The 23,707-nt window shown below is 60.6% G+C and carries 23 protein-coding genes, 1 pseudogene and 1 riboswitch; of the genes and pseudogenes, 12 read left to right on the forward strand and 12 right to left on the reverse strand.

Annotated features, from left to right (window positions below):
- Positions 1-124: 124 nt before the first annotated feature.
- Positions 125-553, forward strand: coding sequence for a hypothetical protein (locus PDR5_RS26740; RefSeq protein ID WP_064600001.1), 429 nt, complete (start codon positions 125-127; stop codon positions 551-553).
- Between the two features lie 104 nt (positions 554-657).
- Here PDR5_RS26740 and PDR5_RS26745 read toward each other — a convergent pair.
- A pseudogene (locus PDR5_RS26745) lies at positions 658-936 on the reverse strand (class II fructose-bisphosphate aldolase); the annotation flags it as partial.
- 87 nt (positions 937-1,023) lie between these two features.
- Here PDR5_RS26745 and PDR5_RS26750 point away from each other — a divergent pair.
- Entirely contained in the window at positions 1,024-1,275 is a 252-nt protein-coding gene (locus tag PDR5_RS26750) for a helix-turn-helix domain-containing protein (protein WP_039767977.1), read from the forward strand.
- A complete protein-coding gene (locus PDR5_RS26755; protein WP_064600004.1) occupies positions 1,272-2,471 on the forward strand; it encodes a type II toxin-antitoxin system HipA family toxin in 1,200 nt (399 codons plus the stop codon). The genes PDR5_RS26750 and PDR5_RS26755 overlap by 4 nt, the downstream gene beginning before the upstream one ends.
- An 81-nt stretch (positions 2,472-2,552) precedes the next feature.
- Here the strand turns inward: PDR5_RS26755 and fba are convergent, their stop codons facing one another.
- From fba to tkt, 6 genes are all read right to left on the reverse strand, one after another.
- Positions 2,553-3,617, reverse strand: coding sequence for a class II fructose-bisphosphate aldolase (gene fba, locus PDR5_RS26760; RefSeq protein WP_007959708.1), 1,065 nt, complete (start codon positions 3,615-3,617; stop codon positions 2,553-2,555).
- A gap of 125 nt (positions 3,618-3,742) precedes the next feature.
- The gene (locus tag PDR5_RS26765) at positions 3,743-4,075 is read right to left on the reverse strand and encodes an MliC family protein (protein ID WP_064600005.1); all 333 of its coding nucleotides are present in this window, start codon (positions 4,073-4,075) and stop codon (positions 3,743-3,745) included.
- 57 nt (positions 4,076-4,132) lie between these two features.
- On the reverse strand, positions 4,133-4,354 hold the full coding sequence (locus tag PDR5_RS26770; RefSeq protein ID WP_007959706.1) for a hypothetical protein: 222 nt from the start codon (positions 4,352-4,354) through the stop codon (positions 4,133-4,135).
- Positions 4,355-4,388: 34 nt separating this feature from the next.
- A complete protein-coding gene (locus PDR5_RS26775; protein ID WP_011336326.1) occupies positions 4,389-5,552 on the reverse strand; it encodes a phosphoglycerate kinase in 1,164 nt (387 codons plus the stop codon).
- A gap of 12 nt (positions 5,553-5,564) precedes the next feature.
- On the reverse strand, positions 5,565-6,617 hold the full coding sequence (gene epd / locus PDR5_RS26780) for an erythrose-4-phosphate dehydrogenase (protein ID WP_064600007.1): 1,053 nt from the start codon (positions 6,615-6,617) through the stop codon (positions 5,565-5,567).
- A 176-nt stretch (positions 6,618-6,793) separates the two neighbouring features.
- A complete protein-coding gene (gene tkt, locus PDR5_RS26785) occupies positions 6,794-8,791 on the reverse strand; it encodes a transketolase (protein ID WP_064600009.1) in 1,998 nt (665 codons plus the stop codon).
- A gap of 271 nt (positions 8,792-9,062) precedes the next feature.
- Here tkt and PDR5_RS26790 point away from each other — a divergent pair, with 271 nt between their 5' ends.
- The 4 genes from PDR5_RS26790 (at position 9,063) to PDR5_RS26805 (ending at position 13,580) form a co-directional block, all read left to right on the forward strand.
- Positions 9,063-10,058, forward strand: coding sequence for an ArsR/SmtB family transcription factor (locus PDR5_RS26790; protein ID WP_064600010.1), 996 nt, complete (start codon positions 9,063-9,065; stop codon positions 10,056-10,058).
- An 18-nt stretch (positions 10,059-10,076) separates the two neighbouring features.
- Positions 10,077-11,267, forward strand: a complete 1,191-nt coding sequence (gene metK / locus PDR5_RS26795) for a methionine adenosyltransferase (protein WP_011336330.1) — start codon at positions 10,077-10,079, stop codon at positions 11,265-11,267.
- A gap of 143 nt (positions 11,268-11,410) precedes the next feature.
- Entirely contained in the window at positions 11,411-13,087 is a 1,677-nt protein-coding gene (gene ligB, locus PDR5_RS26800) for an NAD-dependent DNA ligase LigB (protein WP_064600012.1), read from the forward strand.
- A 97-nt stretch (positions 13,088-13,184) separates the two neighbouring features.
- Positions 13,185-13,580, forward strand: a complete 396-nt coding sequence (locus PDR5_RS26805; protein WP_039767970.1) for a DUF1090 domain-containing protein — start codon at positions 13,185-13,187, stop codon at positions 13,578-13,580.
- 42 nt (positions 13,581-13,622) lie between these two features.
- Here the strand turns inward: PDR5_RS26805 and PDR5_RS26810 are convergent, their stop codons facing one another.
- Positions 13,623-14,072 (reverse strand): c-type cytochrome, encoded by a 450-nt coding sequence (locus tag PDR5_RS26810; RefSeq protein WP_064600014.1) that lies wholly within the window; start codon positions 14,070-14,072, stop codon positions 13,623-13,625.
- A gap of 128 nt (positions 14,073-14,200) precedes the next feature.
- Here PDR5_RS26810 and mltA point away from each other — a divergent pair, with 128 nt between their 5' ends.
- Entirely contained in the window at positions 14,201-15,373 is a 1,173-nt protein-coding gene (mltA, locus tag PDR5_RS26815) for a murein transglycosylase A (protein WP_064600016.1), read from the forward strand.
- 49 nt (positions 15,374-15,422) lie between these two features.
- Here mltA and PDR5_RS26820 read toward each other — a convergent pair whose 3' ends face one another.
- Together PDR5_RS26820 and PDR5_RS26825 are read right to left on the reverse strand one after the other, a co-directional pair.
- Positions 15,423-15,806, reverse strand: coding sequence for an MAPEG family protein (locus PDR5_RS26820; protein WP_039767967.1), 384 nt, complete (start codon positions 15,804-15,806; stop codon positions 15,423-15,425).
- Positions 15,807-15,845: 39 nt separating this feature from the next.
- Positions 15,846-16,679: an EamA family transporter gene (locus PDR5_RS26825; protein WP_064600018.1), complete on the reverse strand. Its 834-nt coding sequence runs from the start codon at positions 16,677-16,679 to the stop codon at positions 15,846-15,848.
- Between the two features lie 219 nt (positions 16,680-16,898).
- Here PDR5_RS26825 and PDR5_RS26830 point away from each other — a divergent pair, with 219 nt between their 5' ends.
- Both PDR5_RS26830 and PDR5_RS26835 read left to right on the forward strand, forming a co-directional pair.
- Positions 16,899-18,068, forward strand: a complete 1,170-nt coding sequence (locus PDR5_RS26830; RefSeq protein ID WP_007959692.1) for an MFS transporter — start codon at positions 16,899-16,901, stop codon at positions 18,066-18,068.
- Positions 18,069-18,172: 104 nt separating this feature from the next.
- A complete protein-coding gene (locus tag PDR5_RS26835) occupies positions 18,173-19,438 on the forward strand; it encodes a cation:proton antiporter (protein ID WP_064600020.1) in 1,266 nt (421 codons plus the stop codon).
- Here PDR5_RS26835 and PDR5_RS26840 read toward each other — a convergent pair whose 3' ends face one another.
- The gene (locus PDR5_RS26840; RefSeq protein ID WP_064600022.1) at positions 19,439-20,344 is read right to left on the reverse strand and encodes a formate/nitrite transporter family protein; all 906 of its coding nucleotides are present in this window, start codon (positions 20,342-20,344) and stop codon (positions 19,439-19,441) included. It lies immediately after the preceding gene.
- A gap of 190 nt (positions 20,345-20,534) precedes the next feature.
- On the reverse strand, positions 20,535-20,942 hold the full coding sequence (locus PDR5_RS26845) for an acyl-CoA thioesterase (RefSeq protein ID WP_011336338.1): 408 nt from the start codon (positions 20,940-20,942) through the stop codon (positions 20,535-20,537).
- A gap of 197 nt (positions 20,943-21,139) precedes the next feature.
- Positions 21,140-21,238, forward strand: a riboswitch (S-adenosyl-L-homocysteine riboswitch).
- A 23-nt stretch (positions 21,239-21,261) separates the two neighbouring features.
- Here PDR5_RS26845 and ahcY point away from each other — a divergent pair.
- Together ahcY and metF are read left to right on the forward strand one after the other, a co-directional pair.
- Positions 21,262-22,671, forward strand: coding sequence for an adenosylhomocysteinase (gene ahcY, locus PDR5_RS26850; protein ID WP_039767963.1), 1,410 nt, complete (start codon positions 21,262-21,264; stop codon positions 22,669-22,671).
- Positions 22,672-22,860: 189 nt separating this feature from the next.
- Positions 22,861-23,706: a methylenetetrahydrofolate reductase [NAD(P)H] gene (gene metF, locus PDR5_RS26855; protein ID WP_007959683.1), complete on the forward strand. Its 846-nt coding sequence runs from the start codon at positions 22,861-22,863 to the stop codon at positions 23,704-23,706.
- Position 23,707: the final 1 nt, after the last annotated feature.

Here is a 23,707-nt window from a genome sequence, read left to right on the forward strand (position 1 = left end):
CGCTTTCGCCCATCAACAATGATGGCGTACCCAAAAACTCCACAACAATAAGTTATCAAGCATTGGCCCGTTTCGATTCAAAAAAACTTCTGCATAAAACACTTGATAAACACTGGAGAAAAAAATGCCAACGTTAACGAGCATCCTTCAACCAGCGGTTTCCGGCATCAACCCCGGCTCACAACCAAAAATATACAATGCGCAACCGCCCGGCTCGTTTGCTACAGGCCCGCAAGTGATGCCAACCTTCAAATTTTCCAATAACTACATGGTGCTTTACCACCTGCTCGACCCCGACACCCGAGTAAATGACGTAATTACCTATTACACTTATCCGATCCCTTCGGCGGGCATCCCTACCGTCACGATTTGTACTGTAACGCTAACCCTGCAATATCTGACACCCTGCATTAACAACAAACGGGAACACTTTGAGTTCGAGGCATTTTATAAATTTCCTCGACCAGGGACCTACGACGTTTATTTTGAACAAGTAAATGCCAGCGGCACCTATAACGTAATTTCGCAAAACCTTCGCTTCATTGTTCAATAGAGAAAAAGACTCTCATCTAACGACGATGAAAGTGAGCCGGCTAAATCCCGACCATAAAAACCCGCCTCACGGCGGTTTTTTATGGTCGCGGTAAACGCTAAGACTTAGTTAACCTTCGCGTTCAACTCACCCTTCAGATAACGCTGATAGATCGACTCCAGCGAGATCGACTTGATCTTCGAAGCGTTGCCAGCGGTACCGAAAGCTTCGTAGCGAGCGATACATACATCGCGCATCGCCTTGACGGTTTCGCCGAAGAATTTACGCGGGTCGAACTCGCTCGGGTTGGTGGCCATCAAGCGACGCATGGCGCCGGCGGATGCCAGGCGCAGGTCGGTGTCGATGTTGACCTTGCGCACGCCGTGCTTGATGCCTTCGACGATCCGTCTGCGGTAAGCCTACGAAACACTACCCCTACGAGAATGTTGTGCTAACGTAACATACATATATTTATGTTCCGGTAGCAGCACATGGATTATTTTTTGTTGATCGCTCGCCTTGGCGACCAGTTGCGCGAAAAGCGTATTCGCCGAGGCCTGACCCAAGCTCAGCTTGCCGACCTCGCCGGGCTGACACGATACAAGGTCATCGCCGTAGAAAAAGGCACCCTTTCTGTTGGCATGATCGCCTATGCGCGCGTGCTCGGTGCACTGGATTGCGAACTCGCTGTCGTCCCAGCCGCCATGCCAACCCTTGAAGAGCTTGGGGATTTATTCGAATGAAAATGACCTCTCTCAAAGTCAGTACGCCTGAGGGGCATAGTGGCAGGCTTTTCAGCGATGGCGAGGACTTCACGTTCCGTTATCACGACGATGCATTGCCAGATGTGGCTATCAGCCTGTCGATGCCAGTGCGGCATGACGAGTTTCGCCGACGCGAGCTCCACCCTGTTTTTCAGATGAACCTGCCGGAAGGCTATGTGCTGGAGCAGCTGCGTAATCGCCTGGCCAAGACCGTGAATGTCGACCCGATGCTGTTGCTGGCGCTCTCCGGTAGCACCTCTCCCATTGGCAGGGTTCAAGTGCGCTCTGAAACGGTTGATGCCTTGCTGGAAGAACAACAATTTCCAGGAGAAAAACTTGAGGAGATTCTGACGTGGGACGGCACGGAAGATATTTTCGCCGGCCTGATGGATCGCTACATTCTGCGAGCAGGCATTTCGGGTGTTCAGCCAAAATTGCTGGTTCCGGAACAACAGGAAGCCGCGTTACACCGCGAGACCTCGAAAACCTCAGACTTGATTATCAAAAGTGGCCGAGACGAATTTCCCGGTCTGGCAGTCAACGAATTCCTTTGTATGTCCATGGCGAAAGAAGCGGGTATTCCCGTTCCGCCGTTTTACATTTCCGATAATGCCAAGCTGTTCGTCATGCGCCGCTTTGACCGCGACGATCAGCTCAACCCGATCGGTTTTGAAGACATGGCAGTGTTGATGGGGTTGTCGGCCAGCCAGAAGTACAGCAAAAGCTATGCGGCAATTGCCAAGGCCATCCGTGTGTACTGCCCGGCCGAGCATGTACGCGCATCACTTGATCAACTTTTCGATAGTGTTGCCTTGAGCTGCATTGTCGGGAATGGCGACGCTCATTTGAAAAACTTTGGATTGCTTTACTCCGAACCGACTCAGCGCGACGCGCGCCTGGCGCCGGCTTATGACATCGTCAACACCACGGCTTATATTCCGGAGGATGTGCTGGCTCTGGATCTGGCGGGCAACAAGTCGATGCTTGCCTCGCGACAGGGATTGCTGGAGTTTGCCCACACCTGTGAGATCGAGCAGCCGAGGGCGCGCATTCAGCGATTGCTTGCCTCGGTTGAAGCGGTACTTGCGCGCTATCCACAATATCGGGAACAGGCGCCTCATGTGGTGAGTGCCTTTGAGCGAGCAGCAGCGCCGTTTACTCTGACTTTTGGATAGCCTCATGACCCGAGGATATCGTCGCTCATAAAAAATCCGCCTCTCGGCGGATTTTTTATTCAGTCAGCTCAACACCCAGTCTCAATTGACCTTGGCGTTCAACTCACCCTTCAGATAACGCTGATACATGCTTTCCAGCGAGATCGGCTTGATCTTCGAAGCGTTGCCGGCGGTACCGAAAGCTTCGTAGCGAGCGATACATACATCGCGCATCGCCTTCACGGTTTCACCGAAGAATTTACGCGGGTCGAATTCGCTCGGGTTGGTGGCCATCAGGCGACGCATGGCGCCGGTGGATGCCAGACGCAGGTCGGTGTCGATGTTGACCTTGCGCACACCGTGCTTGATGCCTTCGACGATTTCTTCAACCGGTACGCCGTAGGTTTCTTTGATGTCGCCGCCGTACTGGTTGATGATCGCCAGCCACTCTTGTGGAACCGACGAGGAACCGTGCATCACCAGGTGGGTGTTGGGGATGCGTTTGTGGATTTCCTTGATGCGGTCGATCGCCAGCACGTCACCGGTAGGTGGCTTGGTGAACTTGTAGGCGCCGTGGCTGGTGCCGATGGCGATGGCCAGGGCATCAACTTGGGTCTTCTTGACGAAGTCAGCGGCTTCTTCCGGGTCGGTCAGCATCTGGCTGTGATCCAGAACGCCTTCGGCGCCGATGCCGTCTTCTTCACCGGCCATGCCGGTTTCCAGCGAACCCAGGCAGCCCAGCTCGCCTTCAACCGAAACGCCGCAGGCGTGAGCCATGGCCACGGTTTGTTGGGTAACGCGGACGTTGTATTCGTAGTCGGTCGGGGTCTTGCCGTCTTCGCCCAGGGAACCGTCCATCATGACCGAGCTGAAGCCCAGCTGGATCGAGCGTTGGCAGACGTCAGGGCTGGTGCCGTGGTCCTGGTGCATGCACACCGGGATGTGCGGGAATTCTTCGATTGCCGCCAGGATCAGGTGACGCAGGAACGGGGCGCCGGCGTATTTGCGGGCACCGGCCGAAGCCTGAACGATCACCGGGGAGTCAGTCTTGTCAGCGGCTTCCATGATCGCGCGCATCTGCTCAAGGTTGTTGACGTTGAAGGCTGGAACGCCGTAGCCGAACTCGGCTGCGTGGTCCAGCATCTGGCGCATGCTGATAAGTGCCATTGTGTGTGTCTCTCCCGGTTTGGGTCGTTAATCGTGCCAGCCTGCCGGAGCGGCGGCGGCTATTCAAGTGATTGCAGATCGGGGGTTGAGGCCCGGCCTGGTGATTCGATAAAGCAAATTCTGTTTTATTCGGCTTTGCAGCCCCGACCGATCAAATCATTGGTGGCGACCCAGTAGACCAGGCCTTCATTACCTTTGATGTGAAACGCCAGCATGTCGTCGCTGTACAGCGCGCCCGAGGCACCCGGCTCTTCTTTCAGGCGATAGACCTGATCGCCGCCGCCCAGACGCACATCGACTTCCTTGCGGGCGGCATCGGTGTAGCGCCACAGCACCCTGGCCTGGCTGTCGCAGGTCCAGGTGGTCCAGTTATCCACAGGGGCGGATGACTGGAACGGGTTCCACTGCGCACAACCACCCAACAATCCCAGTGCCGCAACGGCGATCAAGCCTTTCATCCGTGTTCCTCGACCGGCAGCGCACGCCGCCGGCCCTGAGTTAAAGAGTCAGACCGGTCAAGGACAACCATGTTCCTTGGCCGGGGTTTGCGTCTCGTATTTGTCCAGACCGTCCGGGCCCGAGCGCTTGTTCAGCACCGGGTTGGTTTCGGCCTGCCAGTCGGCCTGGTAGCAGCCTTTCTGGGCCTCGCCCGGTGCCGGTGTCGGCTCGGCCTTCGGGTTACTCCCGCAGGCCGCCAGCGTACCGGTCAGCAGCAACAGCGCTAACGACTTGACCATCTGAACACTCCTTTGCCTGGCCAATCGGGCGGCCTCAGGCCTTGGCCCGGCTTTCCAGGACTTCAACGGCCGGCAGCACCTTGCCTTCGACGAATTCGAGGAACGCGCCACCGCCGGTGGAAATGTAGGAGATCTTTTCAGCCACGCCATATTTATCGATGGCCGCCAGGGTGTCGCCACCGCCGGCAATCGAGAACGCCGCGCTTTCGGCGATGGCTTCGGCCAGCACTTTGGTGCCGTTGCCGAACTGGTCGAATTCGAACACGCCGACCGGGCCGTTCCACAGGATGGTTTTCGACGACTTCAGCAGTTCGGCGAAGTTGGCCGCGGTTTGCGGGCCGATGTCGAGGATCATGTCGTCGGCAGCCACGTCAGCGATCAGCTTGACGGTCGCTTCGGCGCTTTCAGCGAATTCCTTGGCAACCACCACGTCGACCGGCAGCGGCACGCTGACCTTGGCGGCGATGGCGCGCGCAGTGTCCAGCAGGTCCGGCTCGTACAGCGACTTGCCGACCGGGTGACCGGCCGCAGCGAGGAAGGTGTTGGCGATGCCGCCGCCGACGATCAGTTGATCGCAGATCTGGCTCAGGCTGTTCAGCACGTCGAGTTTGGTCGACACCTTGGAGCCGGCAACGATGGCCGCCATTGGCTTGGCCGGGGCGCCCAGGGCTTTGCCCAGTGCATCAAGCTCAGCAGCCAGCAGCGGGCCGGCAGCGGCGACCTTGGCGAACTTGGCCACGCCGTGGGTCGAACCTTCGGCGCGGTGAGCGGTGCCGAAAGCGTCCATCACGAACACGTCGCACAGGGCGGCGTATTGCTGGGCCAGTTCGTCGGCGTTCTTTTTCTCGCCCTTGTTGAAGCGCACGTTTTCGAACAGCACGATGTCGCCGGCCTTGACGTCAACGCCGCCCAGGTAGTCGGCCACCAGCGGCACTTCGCGGCCCAGGGCCTTGCTCAGGTAGTCAGCGACAGGCTTGAGGCTGTTCTCGGCGGAGAATTCGCCTTCGGTCGGACGACCCAGGTGCGAGCAGACCATCACGGCCGCGCCTTTTTCCAGGGCCAGCTTGATGGTCGGCAGCGAAGCCAGGATACGCGCATCGCTGGTGACAACACCGTCCTTGACTGGGACGTTGAGGTCTTCGCGGATCAATACGCGCTTACCTTGCAGATCGAGGTCGGACATCTTCAACACGGTCATGGGTCGCACTTCCTACGGTTTTTTTGAAGTCGCTGTTTGCAGATAGTGTTCTGCAACATCCAGCATTCGGTTGGCAAAACCCCATTCGTTGTCGAACCAGGCCAGGATGTTCACCAGCCGAGGGCCGGAAACGCGGGTCTGACTGGCATCGACGATGGCCGAATGTGGGTCATGGTTGAAATCACAACTGGCGTGAGGCAATTCGGTGTAGGCCAGCAGACCTTTGAGCGGGCCGCTGGTGGCGGCGTCGCGCAGGATCCGGTTGACCTCGCCGGCGTCGGTGTCGCTCGCGGTCTGCATCGTGATGTCGAGGCAGGACACGTTGACCGTCGGCACGCGTACGGCTTTGGCCTGAATTCGCCCGGCAAGTTCCGGCAGCAGGCGCTCGATACCACGCGCCAGACCGGTGGACACCGGGATCACCGACTGGAACGCAGAACGGGTGCGGCGCAGGTCTTCGTGGTGATAGGCGTCGATCACCGGCTGATCGTTCATCGCCGAGTGAATCGTGGTGATCGACACGTAATCCAGGCCGACCGCCTGATCCAGCAGACGCAACAGCGGCACGCCGCAGTTGGTGGTGCAGGAGGCGTTGGACACCAGCAGTTCGTCGCCGGTCAGGCAATCCTGATTGACGCCGTAGACGATGGTGGCGTCGACATCCGCCTCGCTGGCCATCGGCTGCGAAAACAGCACACGCGGCGCGCCGGCGTCGAGGAAACGCTGGCCGTCTGCGCGGGTGTGCCAGGCGCCGGAGCATTCGAGCACCAGATCGACGCCCAGCGACGCCCAATCGATGCCTTCGGGGGTGGCACTGCGCAGGACCTTCACGCAGTCGCCATTAATATGCAGACAATCGCCGTCGACCTTCACTTCGCCGGGGAACCGGCCGTGGGTGGAGTCGAAGCGTGTCAGGTATTCGATGCTGGCCATGTCGGCCAGATCGTTGATCGCGACAATCTCAAACCCTGCCGCCGGGCCTCGCTCGAACAACGCACGCAAGACGCAACGACCAATCCGGCCGTAGCCGTTGAGTGCAACTTTGTAGGGACGCGGTTGAGGCATGGGGTTCTCGATTACCGTGGTGAATCAGGCAGTGCGATGTTGCCCGAACCACCGCTTTCGCGGGCAAGCCCGCTCCCACAGTGTTCTAGGCTGGTCACACATTTTGTGTACACCAAAGAACCTGTGGGAGCGGGCTTGCCCGCGAAGGCGTCAGTTCAGGCGACACCTTTTCTGGATCAGTCTTCCAGCAGCTCTTCAGCCTGACCCAGGATGTTTTCCAGGGTGAAGCCGAACTCTTCGAACAGTGCCGAAGCCGGAGCCGATTCGCCGTAAGTGGTCATGCCGATCACGCGACCTTCCAGACCCACGTACTTGAACCAGAAGTCGGCGTGGGCCGCTTCGATCGCGATACGCGCGCTGACCTGCAACGGCAGGACCGATTGCTTGTAGCTGGCGTCCTGAGCGTCGAACGCGCTGGTGCATGGCATGGAAACCACGCGCACCTTGCGGCCCTGCTCGGTGAGTTTGTCGTAGGCCTGAACGGCCAGACCGACTTCCGAACCGGTGGCGATCAGGATCAGCTCAGGCTCGCCTGCGCAGTCCTTGAGCACGTAACCACCACGGCTGATGTCGGCGATCTGGCCGGCATCGCGGGTTTGGTGCTGCAGGTTCTGACGCGAGAAGATCAGCGCCGACGGGCCGTCCTTGCGCTCCAGAGCGTTTTTCCAGGCCACGGCCGATTCAACGGCATCGGCTGGACGCCAGGTGTCGAGGTTCGGCGTGCTGCGCAGGCTGGTCAGTTGCTCGATCGGCTGGTGCGTCGGGCCGTCTTCGCCCAGACCGATGGAGTCGTGGGTGTAGACGTGGATCACGCGCTGCTTCATCAGGGCGGACATGCGCACTGCGTTGCGGGCGTATTCCATGAACATCAGGAAGGTCGCGCCGTAAGGCACCAGACCGCCGTGCAGGGCAACGCCGTTCATGATCGCGGTCATGCCGAATTCGCGCACGCCGTAGTACATGTAGTTGCCGCTGGCGTCTTCGGCGCTGACGCCTTTGCAGCCTTTCCACAGGGTCAGGTTGGAACCGGCCAGGTCAGCCGAACCGCCCAGCACTTCCGGCAGCAGCGGACCAAACGCGTTCAGGGCGTTCTGGCTGGCTTTACGGCTGGCGATGGTTTCGCCTTTGGCCGCGACTTCAGCGATGTAGGCATCGGCCTTCTCGGAGAAGTCGGCCGGCAGTTCACCGCTCAGGCGACGGATCAGTTCGTTGGCTTCGGTCGGGAACGCGGCGGAGTAGGCAGCGAAACGCTGATCCCACTCGGCTTCGGCGGCGCGGCCTTTTTCCTTGGCATCCCACTCGGCATAGATGTCGGCCGGGATTTCGAACGGGCCGTGGTTCCAGTTCAGCGCCTGACGGGTCAGGGCGATTTCCGCGTCACCCAGCGGGGCGCCGTGGCAATCTTCTTTGCCTTGCTTGTTCGGCGAACCGAAACCGATGGTGGTCTTGCAGCAGATCAGGGTCGGCAGCGGGCTCTTGCGAGCGGTCTCGATGGCGGTCTTGATCTCTTCCGGGTCGTGACCGTCGACGTTGCGGATCACTTGCCAGTTGTACGATTCGAAACGCTTCGGCGTGTCATCGGTGAACCAGCCTTCGACTTCGCCGTCGATGGAGATGCCGTTGTCATCGTAGAAGGCGATCAGTTTGCCCAGGCCCAGAGTGCCGGCCAGGGAAGCGACTTCGTGGGAAATGCCTTCCATCATGCAGCCATCACCCAGGAACACGTAGGTGTGGTGGTCGACGATGTTGTGGCCGGGACGGTTGAACTGCGCGCCCAGTACTTTTTCTGCCAGGGCGAAGCCCACGGCGTTGGCCAGACCCTGACCCAGCGGGCCGGTGGTGGTTTCAACGCCCGGGGTGTAACCGAATTCCGGGTGACCCGGGGTACGGCTGTGCAGTTGACGGAATTGCTTGAGGTCGTCGATCGACAGGTCGTAGCCGGTCAGGTGCAGCAGCGAGTAGATCAACATCGAGCCGTGACCGTTGGAAAGCACGAAGCGGTCACGGTCGGCGAACGATGGATTGCTCGGGTTGTGCTTGAGGTAGTCGCGCCAAAGCACTTCGGCGATATCTGCCATACCCATAGGGGCACCGGGATGGCCGCTGTTGGCTTTTTGCACGGCATCCATGCTGAGGGCACGAATGGCGTTGGCACGCTCACGACGGCTAGGCATCGCTGATCTCCTGGGTGTGAATAGATTGAAACGGAAAAAAGGAGGGCATTTTCCCTCACCCGAGCGCCTCGGGGCAATGACAGATAGTCATCTGGAGGCGTTTTTCCCATGGATAACATCGGTTTCGGTTGGTGAAACCTTTCCGCTGTTGGTTTGTAGAGTTAGCCGGGCGGTGAGAAGTGCTATCGAATGCGCCATCCATCGAGCAATATCAAAACTTTTTGATATAGACCTTGCGATGCTTCCGGGCCGTCACTAGACTTCCAGCCCTATGAACCTACGCGTGCCTTCCATTCGCCATGACGATTGCGACGAGCTGGCGGCCCTGTGCAAGGCCGGCGGCGATCCGCTGCGGCTGAATGTATTGCGCGCTCTGGCCAACGACTCGTTCGGCGTACTGGAACTGGCGCAGATTTTCGATATCGGCCAGTCCGGCATGAGCCATCACCTTAAAGTGCTGGCGCAGGCGGATCTGGTGGCGACTCGCCGCGAAGGCAATGCGGTTTTCTATCGCCGTGCCCTGCCCCACACCGAGTTGCTGGGCGGCAAGTTGCACGCTGCATTGTTAGAAGAAGTCGACAATCTGCCGCTGCCGGCCGACGTGGAAGCCCGAATCGCACAGGTCCACGGGCAACGCGCGGCCAACAGCCAGGACTTTTTCGCCCGGGTCGCGGAGAAATTCCGCGCCCAGCAGGATTTGATTGCCGGTCTGCCGCAGTACCGTGAAAGCGTGCTGGCCCTGCTCGACAAACTGAATTTCAATGGCGCTGCCACGGCCATTGAAGTCGGCCCCGGCGATGGAGCTTTCCTGCCGGAACTGGCGCGTCGCTTCAGCACGGTAACCGCTCTGGACAACAGCGCGGCGATGCTCGAACTGGCTCGCCAGGTATGCGTTCGTGAACAGCTGGCTAACGTCAGCCTGCAATTGGCCGATGCATTGAATGGCACAAGCCTTCAGGCCGATTGCGTGGTGTTGAACATGGTGTTGCACCATTTCGCCGCGCCGGCCGAAGCGCTCAAGCACATGGCCAGCCTGCTGCAACCGGGCGGTAGCCTGCTCGTGACAGAGTTATGTAGCCACAACCAGAGTTGGGCCAGGGAGGCCTGCGGTGATCTGTGGTTGGGGTTTGAACAGGACGATCTGGCCCGTTGGGCCACCGCTGCGGGACTCGTTCCCGGGGAAAGCCTCTATGTAGGCTTACGTAATGGTTTCCAGATCCAGGTTCGCCATTTTCAGCGACCGGCTGGCGACACTCACCATCGGTAAATTCAGGAAAACATCGAGATGAGCGAATACTCCCTCTTCACCTCCGAGTCCGTGTCCGAAGGACATCCGGACAAAATCGCCGACCAGATTTCCGATGCAGTGCTGGACGCCATCATTGCCCAGGACAAGCACGCACGCGTTGCGGTGGAAACCCTGGTCAAGACTGGCGTGGCCATCGTTGCCGGTGAAGTGACCACCAGCGCCTGGGTCGACCTGGAGCAGATCGTTCGTGACGTGATTTGCGACATCGGCTACACCAGCTCCGACGTCGGCTTCGACGGCGCGACCTGCGGCGTGATGAACATCATCGGCAAACAGTCCCCTGACATCAACCAGGGTGTTGACCGTGCCAAGCCTGAAGATCAGGGCGCCGGCGACCAGGGCCTGATGTTCGGCTACGCCAGCAACGAAACCGACGTACTGATGCCGGCACCGATCACCTTCTCGCACCAACTGGTGCAGCGTCAGGCCGAAGCCCGCAAGTCGGGTCTGCTGCCCTGGCTGCGTCCGGACGCCAAGTCGCAAGTGACCTGCCGTTACGAAGGCGGCAAGGTTGTCGGTATCGACGCTGTGGTTCTGTCGACCCAGCACAACCCTGAAGTGTCGTACAACGACCTGCGCGAAGGCGTGATGGAGCTGATCGTCAAGCACGTGCTGCCTGCCGAACTGCTGAGCAAAGACACCCAGTTCCACATCAACCCGACCGGCCAGTTCATCATTGGCGGCCCGGTAGGTGACTGCGGTCTGACCGGTCGCAAGATCATCGTCGACAGCTATGGCGGCATGGCCCGTCACGGCGGCGGCGCGTTCTCCGGTAAAGATCCATCCAAGGTTGACCGTTCGGCGGCCTACGCTGGCCGTTACGTTGCCAAGAACATCGTGGCGGCCGGCCTGGCCGAGCGTTGCGAGATCCAGGTTTCCTACGCGATCGGTGTGGCCCAGCCTACCTCGATCTCGCTGAACACCTTCGGCACCGGCAAGATCAGCGATGACAAGATCATCAAACTGGTCCGCGAAGTGTTCGACCTGCGTCCATACGCGATCACCACCATGCTCGACCTGCTGCACCCGATGTACCAGGAAACCGCAGCCTACGGCCACTTCGGCCGCGCTCCGCAGACCAAGACCGTTGGCGAAGACACCTTCTCCACGTTCACCTGGGAAAAAACCGACCGCGCCGACGCTCTGCGTTCCGCTGCCGGCCTGTAATTTTCCTGGCGGTACAAGAAGCCCCGCACGGTTCGCCGTGCGGGGCTTTTTCATGGCCGCGAAACAACCGGCAAAACAGCCGCCCGGCCCGCTTCAAAATCCCGGCTAGCCTTCAGGTATCTCTCTGAGCAAGGACGCTCACGATGCTTGCCACACTGCGCCTGTTTTTGTTTTTCCTGCCGTTTTTCCACCTCAACACCTTCGCTGCCGACTGCCCCGACTGGGCCGCCGCCCGGGCTTCGAGCGAAGTCGCCGCCCTGCAACAACAGATCGACCGCTGGGACGACGCCTATCATCGCGAAGGTCGTTCGGTGATCGCCGATGAGCTCTACGATCAGTCCCGCCTGCGCCTGAGCCAATGGCGCCGGTGCTTCAAACTTCCCTCACCGCCCGAGCCGTTGCGCACCGCATCAGGCCCGGTTGCGCACCCGGTCGCTCACACTGGTCTGGACAAACTTCATGACGCGGCGGACATCGCCACCTGGCTGCGCGACCGCCAAAACGTCTGGGTGCAACCCAAGGTCGATGGCGTGGCGGTCACCCTGATCTATCGCAACGGCCGACTGCATCAGGCGATCAGTCGCGGGGATGGGGTTCGCGGGCAGGACTGGACCGTATCGGCAAAAAGAATCGGAGCCATTCCGCAACAGCTGACGCAACCGCAGGACCTGCTGGTGCAAGGCGAACTCTACTGGCGTTTGAACGACCATAAGCAGGCACGTGCCGGCAGCGCCAACGCCCGCGCCACCGTGGCCGGGCTGCTGGGGCGCAAGGATCTCGACGCGGAACACGCTGCAGGCATCGGGCTGTTTGTCTGGGACTGGCCGCAAGGGCCGAAGGACTTGCCGGAGCGAATCGCGGCCCTTACGCAGTTCGGTTTTCCTACCACGGAGCCCTACACCCAGGCCGTCGCCAGCCTGAACGAAGCGCAACACTGGCGCGATCACTGGTATCGCTCGCCACTGCCATTTGCCACGGACGGAGTGGTTCTGCGCCAAAGCCTGCGGCCACCGGCAGAGCGCTGGCAGGCTCGTCCGCCCTACTGGGCTGTCGCCTGGAAATACCCTTTTGCCCAGGCACTGGCCGATGTGCGCAAGGTGAACTTCAAGATCGGCCGCACCGGGCGCATTACGCCGGTGCTTGAACTGTCGCCGGTGATGCTCGATGACCGGCAGATCAAACGGGTCAGCGTCAGTTCGCTCAGGCGCTGGCAGGAACTGGACATTCGGCCCGGCGATCAGGTGGCAATCAGCCTGGCCGGGCTGACGATTCCGCGCCTCGACAGCTTGGTGCTGCGCAGCACTGAACGCGTGGATCTGAACGTTCCGCTCGCCCGCGACTTTCACGCCCTGAGCTGCTGGCAACCGACGCCGGGCTGCGAAAGCCAGTTCCTCGCCCGCCTGACCTGGCTCAGCGGCAAGCAGGGACTGGCCCTGCCCCATGTCGGTCGCGGCACCTGGGAGAAACTTCTGGAAACAGGCCGCCTGAACAGCCTGCTGGATTGGTTGACCCTCGACGGGCCGGAGCTTGCTAACATTGCCGGTCTCGGCGAGCGCAGCAGTGCCCGCCTGCTGCACAGTTTTCACAGCGCCCGCCAACGGCCGTTCCTGCAGTGGCTCAAAGCCCTGGGGCTGCCACCGACCGGTCAGGCAACACTCGCCGATTCATGGCAGACGCTGGCACAACGCAACACCGAACAATGGCAGGCAGAAGCCGGAATCGGCCCGGGTCGCGCGGCGCAATTGAGCGCCTTTTTTCGTGACCCGCAGGTACTGGCCCTGAGTAAAACCTTGCAAGCCGCCGGTGTCGACGGCTTCTGAACACGCAATCCCCGGCCCACCGGGAACCCAAGTCCGCCGGAGCGCTCCAACAGCGCAGTGCTTCACCGATACGATTGCCTTTGCACATGGAGCTTTTATGAAATTTCTCGCACCGCTCGCCCTGCTGTCTTTCTGCGCAGTCCTCGCCGCCCCCGTGATGGCCGACGAAGACGCGCCGGGCCTGACCGGTTGTGCTGCCAAGAAGCAGGGCATCATCAATCAGATCGAACAGGCCAAGTCCCGCGGCAATGCCGACCAGCAGGCCGGCCTCGAAACCGCCCTGCGCGAAGTCACCGAACACTGCACCGACGCCGGCCTGAAGAAAGAGCGGGAAAACAAGGTACTCGACGCCAAGCACGAAGTGAGCAGGCGTCAGGCTGATCTGGACAAGGCCATGAAGAAGGGCGATCCGGAGAAGATCGACAAGCGCAAGAACAAGCTCGCCGAATCGCGCAAGGAATTGCAGGACGCGCTGGACGAACTCGACAAGTAAGAAAGCCGGGGATCACGGCCAAAGGCTGTGATCCCTTGAACATCAGTGGTCGCGAAACTCTTTATGGCAGGCACTGCAGGCATCTTCGACTTTCTGCACCGCCGGCCCCAGGTTGCTGGCCTTGTAGGGTTGAACCTTGCTGGCGATCACCAGTTCACCGGTGGCCGCTTCAAGGGTGCGGGCCATTTCCTGGAAACGGGCCTGTTTCTGCCAGACATCGTCCTTGGCGCTGGTGTGATCTTCTTCGCGCACCTGCGGAAAATGTTTCCACGGCTCATGAGACAACGCATCGAGCTTGACCGCGCCTTCGGCGAATTTCGCTCCGTCGAACGGGATGCGCCCACGCAACATGCCACCCAGGTCTTCGCCGGTCCTGAGCATCTGCTTGAAGATCGCCTTGCGCTGACCCAGCGGGGAATTCGGGTCGACACCGCCACAGGCGGACAAGGTCAGACAGGCCAGCAATACAACAGAAATTCTTTTAAGAGTCATGGTGGCTTCAGGTCACGGAAATCGGCGGCCAGTATCCTCGCGTCACCGCCAAACACCAATAGCCCTATTAACAATAAGGGTTGCTTGAGCGCATGGAGCACTTCAGCAACCGGCACAGGAAATTCTCCATGAACAGCCGCTTCAAGGCCTGGCGTCATCCGCTCATCGTCACCCTGCCGCTGCTGGCGATCCTCGCCGGCTGCACCGGTGGCGACAGCGCCAAGCCGAAAACCCACGCCCTGGCCACCTACTCCAGCGCCACTTGGGAAGCGTTGCCTGCGGTGTCCGACAGCGATCTGGTGGCCGGATTCAGCTCGTGGCGCAGCGCCTGCACCCGGCTCAAGGCTGACCCGGTCTGGGGCCCGACCTGTGCAGCCGCCGCCAATGTCCCGCAAAAAGCCGGCGACATCCGCGCCTTCCTCAAGCAGAACCTCGACGTCTTCGGCCTGCGCGCCGAAAACGACAATCCCAACGGCCTGATCACCGGCTACTACGAACCGGTCTATCCCGGCAGCCTGACGCAAACCGCCACCGCCAACGTGCCGGTGTATGGCGTGCCCGAAGACATGATCATTGTCTCGCTGGAAAGTATTTACCCGGAACTCAAAGGCAAGCGCCTGCGCGGCCGCCTCGAAGGTCGCGTGCTCAAGCCTTACGACGACGCAGCGACCATCGAGACCAAAGGCGTCAAGGCGCCGGTCGTGGCGTGGCTGACCGACCCGATGAACCTGCAATTCCTGCAGATTCAGGGGTCGGGGCGAATTCAGACCGATGACGGCCGACAACTGCGCATCGCCTACGCCGACCAGAATGGTCACCCGTACCGACCGATCGGCCGCTGGCTGGTGGAACAGGGCGAGCTGAAAAAAGAAGAAGTCACCATGGGTGCGATCAGCAACTGGGCCAAGGCCAACCCATCGCGCATTCCGGAACTGCTGGCGAGCAATCCGAGCTACGTGTTTTTCACCCGCAACCCGGACAGCAACGAAGGGCCGCGCGGCTCGCTGAATGTGCCGCTGACCGCCGGTTACAGCGCGGCAGTGGACCGCAAGGTGATTCCGCTGGGCAGCCTGTTGTGGCTGTCGACCACTCGCCCCGACGGCACGCCGCTGGTACGCCCGGTGGCTGCGCAGGACACTGGCGGCGCGATTGCCGGTGAGGTTCGCGCGGATCTGTTCTGGGGCACCGGCGATGCCGCCGGGCAACTGGCGGGCGACATGAAACAGCAAGGACAGATCTGGATGCTCTGGCCAAAAGGCGCGGCGTTGCCGCAAGTGCCGCAGGTAGCCGACAAGCCGTAAGCACAATGCAAAAGATCGCAGGCCTCGTCAGCCTGCGATCTTTTCAGGTTCAGATCGAAACGAAGAAGAAGCTGGCAATCAGCACCATCCCGACAAACCAGACCAACGAGCGCAAAGCCGCCCAGTCCGCCAGATAGCAAATGATGTAGAGCAGGCGACTGGTAATGAACAGCACCGCCAGCACATTGACCGTCACCAGCTCTGCCGTGCCCACCAGGTGCGCGACGATCACCGCCGCCGCAAACGCCGGGGTCACTTCAAAACTGTTCAGTTGCGCCGCATGGGCACGGCGCGCCACGCCATCCACGCTGTCCAGAAAGTCCCGGGGATCATGATTGTCCCGCAGTCTGAAACCGCCCGAGGCCTTGGCCACGACGGTGCACAGATAGGGCAGAAAAATCGCGATCAACACACACCACAAAGCCACCGTCATAACACCGTCCTTCTTTCGAGTTTTAGAGTTGCCGGGCGGTCAGAACTTCATCACCAACATGCCGATCAGCACCAGCCCACAGGCTAAGAGCCGCGGCCGGCCGAAAGGTTCTTTCAGGTAACGCATGCCGAACAGCACCACCAGGATCACGCTGATTTCACGCAACGCCGCCGCTTCGGCAATCGAGCCCAACTGCATCGCCCACAGCACCAGAGCGTAGCTGAACAACACGCAGAACCCGACCGCCAGTCCCAGCTTCCATTGCTCGCGCCAGAACAGCTTGAACGCCGGACGCTTGGCCACCCACGCCAGCAGCGGGAACGGCCAGGCACTGAGCAGCGTGACCCAGACCAGGTAATCCAGCGGATGCGACCAGCGCCGCAACGCCTGACCGTCGATGTAGGTGTAGCAACCGATGCACAAGCCGATCAGCGCCACTACCGGCAGCATCGCCCACGGCAAATGTTTCCCGCCGCCGCCCTGCCAGAGCAGGCAAGCCATGCCCAGCGGGATCAGCAGGATCCCGAAGATTTGCTGGGTGGTCAGCACCTCGCCGGCAAAGATCAGAGTCAGCGCCAGCACCACCAGCGGCGACAGTCCGCGCATCAGCGGATAGACCAGCCCCAGGTCGCCGACCCGATAGGCCTGAATCAACAGGTAGCGATAAAGCAGCTCGAACGCCGCCGACGCCAGAATCCACGGCCAGATTTCCGCCGGCGGCAGGCTGATGAAAGGCATCGCCAGCGCCACGAACAACAGCGCCACGGTGTCCATGCAGGCCACCACCAGCAGCCGTTCGGCGCTGAACTTGATCAACGTGTTCCACGCTGCGTGCAACAGCGCCGCCACCAACACCAGAGCTGTCGCCAGCACGTGCCACTCCTTTGTTCTTGTTGTTGAACCTGAGCCAATTAGTCAGATTATTGATTCGCGATGTGTCAGCAGCTGTTTATACTGCAAGCGACCACGCCGCACTCAGTTGCGCACAGATAAATTCCAATAATTCCTGCCTGCCCCGTTCTCGCCCGAGACCGGTCGCCGGCCTGCGTATGCCTGATCAAAGCGTCAAGACTACCGACAGAGACCTTGCGCATGCCACTCGCTTTGCTTGCCCTCGCTGTTGCCGCTTTCGGCATCGGCACCACTGAATTCGTCATCATGGGCCTGCTGCCCGATGTCGCCCGCGACCTCGCGGTGAGCATTCCCCACGCTGGCCTGTTGATCACCGGCTACGCCCTGGGCGTGGTGTTCGGTGCGCCGATCCTCGCGATCGGCACCGCCAACATGCCGCGCAAGGCCACGCTGCTGGGCATGACGCTGATGTTCATCCTCGGCAACGTGCTGTGCGCACTGGCGCCGAACTACGCAACGCTGATGGCGGCGCGAGTGGTCACCGCGCTGTGCCACGGCGCGTTCTTCGGCATCGGTTCGGTGGTGGCCGCCGGGCTGGTCGCACCGAACAAGCGGGCGCAGGCGATTGCCATGATGTTCACCGGCCTGACCCTGGCCAACGTCCTCGGCGTACCGCTGGGCACCGCGCTCGGCCAATACGCCGGCTGGCGCTCGACCTTCTGGGCGGTCTCGGTGATCGGTGTGATCGCCGCCCTCGCCCAATGGCTGTGGTTGCCGAAACACATCCCGATGGACAAGGCCAACCTCGCCAGCGAGTTCAAGGTGCTGGGCAAGGTCAACGTGTTGCTGGCACTGGGCATGAGCGTGCTGGCGTCCACCAGTCTGTTCAGCGTGTTCACCTACATCGCGCCGATTCTGCAGGACATCACCGGCGTCAGCCCCCACGGCGTGACGGTGATGCTGCTGTTGTTCGGTGTCGGCCTGACCGGCGGCAGCATGCTCGGCGGGCGCCTGGCCGACAGTCGTCTGTTGCCGTCGCTGGTGGGTGTCGCGCTGGCGGTGGTGGTGATTCTGGCGGCGTTCAGCCAGACCAGTCGCTCGGTGGTTCCGGCGGCGATCACGCTGGTGCTGTGGGGAATTTTCGCCTTCGCCCTGTGCCCGATCCTGCAACTGCTGATCATCGATCAGGCTCACGAAGCACCGAACCTCGGCTCGACCCTGAACCAGAGCGCCTTCAACCTCGGCAATGCCGCCGGCGCATGGATCGGCGGGCTGGTGGTGGCCAGTGGCGCGGACCTCGCGGACTTGCCCTGGACCGGCGCACTGGTAGGTGTGCTGACCGTGCTGACGGCGCTGTTTTTCATCTACCTGCAACGTCGGGGTGTCGCTGCGGTCAATGTGTCCGGCTGATTTTCCCGGGGGACACAATTGTGTCCCCACCCGGCGTCAGCCCATCCAACCCTTGCGTCCATGAATGGCCGCGCTGTCTTTCACCCCCATCCAAAGGACCCCGGATGCTTGAACTCGTCGCCGCTTTCATCTGCCTCACCACCCTCCTCACCTTTGTGAATTTCCGCTTCATCGGACTGCCTCCGACCATCGGCGTGATGGTTACCGCACTGATGTTTTCCCTGTTGCTGCAAGGCTTGAGCCTGCTCGGTTACCCCGGTCTGGAAGAGCGCGTGCAGCAACTGATCGGCCAGATCGACTTCGGCGATCTGCTGATGAACTGGATGCTGTCGTTCCTGCTGTTCGCTGGCGCCTTGCACGTGAACCTGAACGACCTGCGCAGCTACCGTTGGCCCATCGGCCTGCTGGCGACCTTCGGCGTACTGATCGCCACCGCCGTGATCGGCAGCCTCGCCTATTACATTTTTGCCCTGTTCGGCTGGCACGTGAGCTTCCTCTACTGCCTGTTGTTCGGCGCGCTGATTTCCCCGACCGACCCGATTGCGGTCCTCGGCGTGCTGCGTACGGCCAATGCCTCGAAGCCGCTGAAGACCACCATCGTCGGCGAATCGCTGTTCAACGACGGCACCGCCGTAGTGGTGTTCACCGTGCTGCTGGGCATCGCGCAACTGGGCGAAACCCCGACTATCGGCGCCACGGCCATGCTGTTTGCTCACGAAGCCATCGGTGGCGTGCTGTTCGGCGGGCTGATCGGTTATCTGGTGTACCTGATGATCAAGAGCATCGAGCAGCACCAGATCGAAGTCATGCTGACCCTGGCGCTGGTGATTGGCGGTTCGGCGATGGCCACCGAGCTGCACGTCTCGGCACCGATTGCGATGGTGGTCGCCGGTCTGATCATCGGTAACCTGGGTCGCAACCTGGCGATGAACGACATGACGCGCAAATACCTCGACGGTTTCTGGGAATTGCTCGACGACATGCTCAACGCCCTGCTGTTCGCGCTGATCGGCATGGAGCTGTTGCTGCTGCCGTTCAACTGGCTGCACGTGGCGGCGGCTAGCCTGCTGGCGCTGGCGATTCTGCTGTCGCGCCTGCTCACCGTGGCCCCGGCCATCGTCTTGCTGCGGCGCTGGCGCACCGTGCCGCGCGGCACGATCCGGATCCTGACCTGGGGTGGTTTGCGCGGCGGTGTTTCGGTGGCATTGGCCCTGGCCCTACCGTTGGGCCCGGAGCGCGATCTGCTGCTGAGCATCACCTACATCGTGGTGCTGTCGTCGATCCTGTTGCAGGGCCTGACCATCGGCAAACTGGTCAAGCACGCAACACGCGACGAGCCGGCGACCGCTGCCGAGCCCGCGCACCATTGATCATTTCTTGATCCGCTGCGGATCGGGCTTTTCGGCCTGGTCCGCAGATTCCTTCGGCGCATCCGTTTCTTTCGGCGCACCGCTTTCACTGCGGATCTGCGCATGACTGATCAGGGCAAAGATGAAACTGCCGCCGATGATGTTCCCCGCCAGGGTCGGCCCGGCAAACACCGCCCAGAAATCACTCCACGGCAACTCGCCGGCAAACACCAGATACGACACCTCCGCCGATCCCACCACGATGTGCGTGAAATCGCCCAGTGCCATCAGATAGGTGATGAGGATGATGATCCACATCTTCGCGCTTTCCATGGACGGGATCATCCAGACCATGGTGGCGATCATCCAGCCCGAGACGATGCCCTTGGCGAACATCTGACTCGCGTGGTTCTCCATGACCTTGCGGCCGATTTCGAGGAAGGCCTCGTCGGTCTTGCTGTCGAAGATCGGCAGTTCGAGCATCACGTACGCCACCAGAATCGTCCCGCACAGGTTGCCGAACAGCACCACGGTCCAGAGCCGGATCAACCGGCCGAAATTGCCCAGGGTTGGCTTGGTCATCACCGGCAGCACGGCGGTCAGGGTGTTTTCGGTGAACAGTTGCTGGCGGGCGAGGATCACCGCGAGAAAACCCGCGCAGTAGCCGAAGCTGGCGATCACCTTGAATTCGTCGCCCTCGGGCAGACGCGAGTTGAGCAGGCCCATGCCCATCAGCGACAGGCCCATGGTCAGCCCGGCTGCCAGCGCCGACCACCACAGCGCGGCGATGCTGCGCTCCAGTTCCTGGTCGCCTTGTTTGCGGATGATTTCATGCAGGACCGCCGCCCGGGGCGGCTGGTTTTTCTCGACTTCGTGTTGTTCCTTGGCCGAGAGGTCGGGGGTCTTGCCGTCTGTTGGGGTGGTCATGGCGTGGGAACCGTAGAGGGGCTTTTAGCTACGACCCCTGCGGTTCATGGCTGTTCAGTAGCCAGATAAATCTTCGGTGACTGCACAACCGCTTTCGCGAGCAAGCCCGCTCCCACAGTTGACCGAGTTGCGGGGGAGCACGGGGTCTAATGTGGGAGCGGGCTTGCTCGCGATGGGGGCACCGCCGATATCATTCGGTAACGGGCACGTCATCCTTGAACTGGTCTTTTACGTACCTGATTTCGGTTCGCCCGTGCGGCGCCGGCAGGCCGTCTTCGCCGAGGTTGACGAAGACCATCTTCTCGACGGTCAGGATGCTCTTGCGGGTGATCTTGTTGCGCACTTCGCAGGTCAGGGTGATCGAGGTGCGGCCGAACTCGGTGGCGGTGATGCCCAGTTCGATGATGTCGCCCTGGCGCGAGGCGCTGACGAAGTTGATTTCGGAAATGTACTTGGTCACCACACGCTGGTTGCCCAGTTGAACGATGGCGTAGATCGCGGCTTCCTCGTCGATCCAGCGCAGCAGGCTGCCGCCGAACAGGGTGCCGTTGGGGTTGAGGTCTTCGGGTTTTACCCACTTGCGGGTGTGGAAATTCATCTTCACTCCTGAGCGTCTTGCCGAATGATGGCGCCATCTTGGCAGACTGAGCGGTCATGCTCCATGAGGCTTCTACTATGGTCGCGATTGGCGATCTTCATCTGGCCGACAGAAACCCTTTGGAAGATCAGTCTAGACGGCTATAATCGCCCCCGTTTCAAAACGGTAACCTTCACTTGATACCGTTTTCCCGCCACCTGTCCGAGGGGCGCTGCAGCAGGTTCAACCTGTCAGGCTCGGATGGGGCGTTGACCGGCTCAGGCCGGACACTAAACGCACAACGGCGCCCATTCGCATACATTACGAATGGAGGCTCTTCATGAGCGCTGTTATCACGCCTGCCGATTTTAACGATTACAAAGTTGCCGACATGTCCCTGGCTGCCTGGGGCCGTCGCGAAACCATCATCGCCGAGTCGGAAATGCCGGCCCTGATGGGTCTGCGCCGCAAGTACGCTTCCGAGCAGCCTTTGAAAGGCGCAAAAATCCTCGGCTGCATCCACATGACCATTCAGACTGCCGTGCTGATCGAAACCCTGGTTGCCCTGGGTGCCGAAGTACGCTGGTCGTCCTGCAACATTTTCTCGACTCAGGATCAGGCCGCTGCTTCCATCGCTGCTGCCGGCATCCCGGTTTTCGCCTGGAAAGGCGAGACTGAAGAAGAGTACGAGTGGTGCCTGGAGCAGACCATCCTGAAGGATGGCCAGCCATGGGACGCCAACATGATCCTCGACGACGGCGGCGACCTGACCGAGCTGTTGCACAAGAAATACCCACAGGTTCTGGACCGCGTTCACGGCGTGACCGAAGAAACCACCACCGGCGTGCACCGTCTGCTGGACATGCTGGCCAAGGGCGAGCTGAAAATCCCGGCCATCAACGTCAACGACTCGGTGACCAAGTCCAAGAACGACAACAAGTACGGCTGCCGTCACAGCCTGAACGATGCCATCAAGCGCGGTACCGACCACCTGCTGTCCGGCAAGCAAGCGCTGGTCATCGGCTACGGTGACGTGGGCAAGGGTTCGGCCCAGTCCCTGCGTCAGGAAGGCATGATCGTCAAAGTCTCCGAAGTCGACCCGATCTGCGCCATGCAAGCCTGCATGGACGGTTTCGAACTGGTTTCGCCGTTCATCGACGGTATCAACGACGGCACTGAAGCGAGCATCGACAAAGCGCTGCTGGGCAAGATCGACCTGATCGTGACCACCACCGGTAACGTCAACGTTTGCGACGCAAACATGCTCAAAGCCCTGAAGAAGCGCGCCGTTGTCTGCAACATCGGTCACTTCGACAACGAAATCGACACCGCTTTCATGCGCAAGAACTGGGCATGGGAAGAAGTGAAGCCACAGGTACACAAGATCCACCGTACCGGTGCTGGCTCGTTCGACCCACAGAACGACGACTACCTGATCCTGTTGGCCGAAGGCCGTCTGGTGAACCTGGGCAACGCCACCGGTCACCCGAGCCGCATCATGGACGGTTCGTTCGCCAACCAGGTGCTGGCGCAGATCTTCCTGTTCGGCCAGAAGTACGCCGACCTGTCGCCAGCCCAGAAAGCCGAGCGTCTGACCGTTGAAGTACTGCCGAAGAAACTCGACGAAGAAGTGGCCCTGGAAATGGTTCGCGGCTTCGGCGGCGTGGTCACTCAACTGACCAAGCAACAGGCTGACTACATCGGCGTGACCGTCGAAGGCCCGTTCAAGCCACACGCTTACCGCTACTAAGAGCAGCTGCGAGCTTCAAGCTTCAAGCGGCAAGCAAGGCCACAAGCCGGGCTTGCCGCGCGAAGCCCGAAAGCTCTGCCCCTATTTGTCAAAACAGTGTCAGGCCGCAAGCTTCAGGCACAAGAGACCAGCGCACCTCCGCTGCTCTTGCAGCTTGAAGCTTGCAGCTTGTAGCTGGAGGTCCCCTCCATGTCCCAAGACCGTCGCTACAGCTTCGAGTTCTTCCCGACCAAGACCGATGCTGGGCATGAAAAACTGCTCGCCACTGCCCGTCAGCTGGCCACCTACAACCCCGACTTCTTTTCCTGCACCTACGGCGCTGGCGGTTCGACCCGTGACCGCACGCTGAACACCGTGTTGCAGCTGGAAAGCGAAGTCAAAATCCCCGCCGCCCCGCACCTGTCGTGCGTCGGCGACAGCAAGGACGACCTGCGCGGCCTGCTGAACGAGTACAAGGCCGCCGGCATCAAGCGCATCGTCGCCCTGCGCGGTGACCTGCCGTCCGGCATGGGCATGACCAGCGGCGAGCTGCGTCACGCCAATGAACTGGTTGAATTCATTCGTGAAGAAACCGGCAATCATTTCCACATCGAAGTCGCCGCCTACCCGGAAATGCATCCGCAAGCGCGCAACTACGAGGACGATCTCGCCAACTTCGTGCGCAAAGCCCGTGCCGGCGCCGACAGCGCGATCACTCAGTACTTCTTCAACGCCGACAGCTACTTCTACTTTGTCGACCGTTTGCAGGCGCTGGGCGTGGACATTCCGGTCGTGCCGGGGATCATGCCGATCACCAACTACAGCAAACTCGCGCGTTTCTCCGATGCCTGCGGTGCGGAAATCCCGCGCTGGATCCGCAAGCAGCTGGAAGCCTACGGCGATGACAGCCAAAGCATTCAGCGTTTTGGCGAACAGGTCGTCACGGAAATGTGCGAGCGCCTGCTGCAAGGCGGCGCACCCGGCCTACACTTCTATTCCATGAACCAGGCCGAACCGAGCCTGGCGATCTGGAACAACCTGAAGCTGCCGCGCTAAA

Source organism: Pseudomonas sp. DR 5-09 (genome assembly GCF_001655595.1).
In the GTDB taxonomy this organism is placed as follows: Bacteria; Pseudomonadota; Gammaproteobacteria; order Pseudomonadales; family Pseudomonadaceae; genus Aquipseudomonas; species Aquipseudomonas pharyngis.